Source organism: Vibrio fujianensis, assembly GCF_002749895.1.
Classification (GTDB): domain Bacteria; phylum Pseudomonadota; class Gammaproteobacteria; order Enterobacterales; family Vibrionaceae; genus Vibrio; species Vibrio fujianensis.
In genome coordinates this window covers 1-2,940 of record NZ_NBUS01000014.1, presented here as the reverse complement: position 1 = coordinate 2,940, position 2,940 = coordinate 1, and the positions used below count along the sequence as shown (strand labels likewise).

At 40.0% G+C, this 2,940-nt stretch carries 4 protein-coding genes; 2 read left to right on the top strand and 2 right to left on the bottom strand.

Annotation, left to right across the window (positions count from 1 at the left end):
• Positions 1-219: hypothetical protein (locus B7C60_RS17135; RefSeq protein WP_216639298.1), on the top strand; the 219-nt coding region annotated here is incomplete at its 5' end.
• A 459-nt stretch (positions 220-678) separates the two neighbouring features.
• Here B7C60_RS17135 and B7C60_RS00260 read toward each other — a convergent pair.
• Positions 679-996 (bottom strand): CcdB family protein, encoded by a 318-nt coding sequence (locus B7C60_RS00260; RefSeq protein WP_099609955.1) that lies wholly within the window; start codon positions 994-996, stop codon positions 679-681.
• Positions 996-1,241, bottom strand: coding sequence for a type II toxin-antitoxin system CcdA family antitoxin (locus B7C60_RS00255; protein WP_099609954.1), 246 nt, complete (start codon positions 1,239-1,241; stop codon positions 996-998). Before B7C60_RS00255 ends, B7C60_RS00260 begins: the two co-directional genes overlap by 1 nt.
• Before the next feature lie 202 nt (positions 1,242-1,443).
• Here B7C60_RS00255 and B7C60_RS00245 point away from each other — a divergent pair, with 202 nt between their 5' ends.
• Positions 1,444-1,989, top strand: a complete 546-nt coding sequence (locus B7C60_RS00245) for a hypothetical protein (RefSeq protein WP_099609953.1) — start codon at positions 1,444-1,446, stop codon at positions 1,987-1,989.
• Positions 1,990-2,940: the final 951 nt, after the last annotated feature.

The following is a 2,940-nucleotide window of genomic DNA, read 5'->3' as shown; positions in this document are numbered from 1 at the left end:
GGACAGTCAACGCTTGGCAGTTTTGGTTTGGTTGAGTATTTGAGGTTACGGCTGGCTAGTTTAAGTTCAGCTGTTTGCGTTGCTTGCCCCTTAATGCGGCGTTATGTTTACTTGTATTTCAGTGGCTTAAAGTTTCTTCGATCTATGTTCTTTGTCCCTTTGGCAGTTCGTCCGAGTTACTTCAGCAAATCGGCATTGTCGGCCCAAGTTCATGAATAACTCAGCCCGTAAAACATGCCAATATTCGTGGTTTGCTTCATTTTCAGGTCGTGGCGGTTGGTTTTAAGTTTCACTGGCTTTAAGGCGCTTTGAGTGTATTTGCCAATTGGCATATCGGCTTGGCAGTTGCCTCGGCAATTTGCCATTGTTTTGCGCTGTGGTTGGAAAGAGAGGGCGCTTGTTGAACGTTGGTCGGGTTGCCTCATTGGGCAGGGAAGTGGACTTACGCGTTTTATGTTCCGTGCATCTGGCGGCCAAGTGAGCTTTGTCGTGTGATTAGGCTCAGAAAATCCGGTCAATAATGCAGTTCTTTGCCAAATAAATCAGTCATTTGTGGTAAAACATAACAAACAATTCAAGCAGACCCTCAACGCTTAACACTTTTGGTTTGCGTTAAAATTCGTGTTGCCGAGCAATGCGGAAAGTGAGCCAGGGCGTTTCGGGCTACTTAATTGGGCGTTATATGCCAGTAATCAGAAAGTCGATAGCTGCAATGATCTCATTTCTGAAAGTACTTAGCTCATTGACTGGTTCACGTAAAATCTTGGTCGGGACACTGGCCATTTGGTGAGTTAAAATTACAAAGTCACCTTGATCAATATGGATCATTGGGCATAAATGATTCGGCGCTTTTTTATCCAATAACTCAACGGGTGTTAGCGGAATAACTAATCGAGTATTCAGTGTATCAAGTAATTCACTTTGAACATCAACAAAGTAAGGGTATGCCGTTGAAGTGCTTTTATCGTTATTTTGGTATAGCGAAAATTGTGACATTAGAATACTCGGTAAGAATCGGAAAATAGACCGTGATTTTCAGTAAGTTCATTGCATGCATTAATAGCTTCTGCATTTTGCTCTAGCCATTCAGTTTTAAGGCGTTGTTTTACTTCTTTTTCAAGTGCCTTTTCCATTGTGGCTGAAAGATTAATATTAAGGCGTTTGGCCTCGGCGAGTAACTCACTGTTTAGAGTTAAATTTGTCGCCTTCTTTGGTGCTTGTGTGCTGTATGAGTTTCTCATGCTGCCTCCAGTGCGTATGTAAAGTGCGCATTAAGTATATGCGTACAAAAGGCATATAACAAGCTGCTCAAGAGGGATTCGCAACGCGTAGCATTTTTGTTATGCATTTGGTTTAGTTTTTACAGTGTTATGCGGTGAGTTAGTAGTTACGTTGCTCACCCCTTAGCAGGGCGTTATGTACTGAATCAAATTGTAGAAGAATATGTCTAGAATAGACCCAAAATTTCAGAGTGTAATTGATAAAGAACTAAAGCCTAATGAGTCGATCTGTTGGTCGACTATGCCTAATGCTTTGAGTCGTGCATGTGACTCTATTGGTGTGTTTTTATTTGGAATCCCATGGAATGCAGGCTTGTTATACTTCATTTCGCCTATTGTCCAAAAACCACAGTTTCCGCCATTTCATTTTATACTTCTACTTTCGCCCTTCATATTTTTTGGAATATGTCTCTTTTTCTCACCATTGTTCGCTTATATTAAAGCTCATAAAACTCTATACGTTATTACTAACAAACGAGCATTTACACTATCTGTGGGCAAAACACATAGCATTGAAAACTTTTATCCAAAAAAGAGTAGCATATTAAAGAAAATTGAAAGGAAAAACGGAACCGGTGATATTATCCTTAAACGCTCTCATCACACAGATTCTGATGGTGACAAGCAAACAACAGACTACGGTTTCTTTTCTTTGCCAGATGTTGCTGACGCAGAAAGAAACTTAGATATGCTGCTGAACAACAGCTAATAGTGTGAACGTACATAACAAGCAATTTAAGAGGGATTCACAACGCTTGGCGCTTTTGCTTCCACTTCAAATTTAGTGTTTACGATACAATGCGTTAGGTTGGGTGGTGGCGTTGTTCACCCCTTAATTGGGCGTTATGTAACCGTAGAGAAAAGGCCACAATGCATTGAAAAGTAGATGTTTTTTATGATTGTTCTAATTTCAATGTCGACTTTTTCTGAGCGGGTTTCGTGCATGTTGATTTAACTTTCGGCTTCTTGTTCTTCGAGTTTTTACTCTGGCTTCAATGGTAAAGTGAGTTTGCGATAAGCTTGGTGGAAGTCACTTTTTTCTTTGAACTAGGGCTCGCAGTGTCGTTGTTGCCACGCAAATTCTACTGGGTTACTGCTAATTTTTCATGTAAGTTAAACGGTATTTGGCAATATTGTTCTTTGTAATGCTTTGAAATGGTTAGCAAACTTACATAACAAAGCATTCAAGAGGGACAATCAACGCGTGGCAGTTTTGGTTTGGTTGAGCATTTGAGGTTACGGCTGGTTAGTTTTAGTTCAACTGTTTGCGTTGTCTGCCCCTTAATGCGGCGTTAACTGGCAATAAAATTACCCATCTTTTTTCGTTGAATATTAAGTCATTGATTTATATTAATAATAAATCGAGTGAAAAATAAAAGGTTATTTTGAGAAATTTGATGTAATTACTATTATTAACAGTAAGTTACTGCTAGAGTTTCATAGTTCACTGCCGCATAGGCAGCTTAGAAATGAGTATATTTCCGGTGATTTCTTAAAAGGTCGTTCACTGCCGCATAGGCAGCTTAGAAATATTGGTAACTTTGGCATTTGGGATCGACCAGTTAACAAGGCATTTAAGAGGGACAGTCAACGTGTGGCAGTTTTGGTTTGGTTGAGCATTTGAGGTTACGGCTGGTTAATTTGAGCGCAGTGGTTTGCG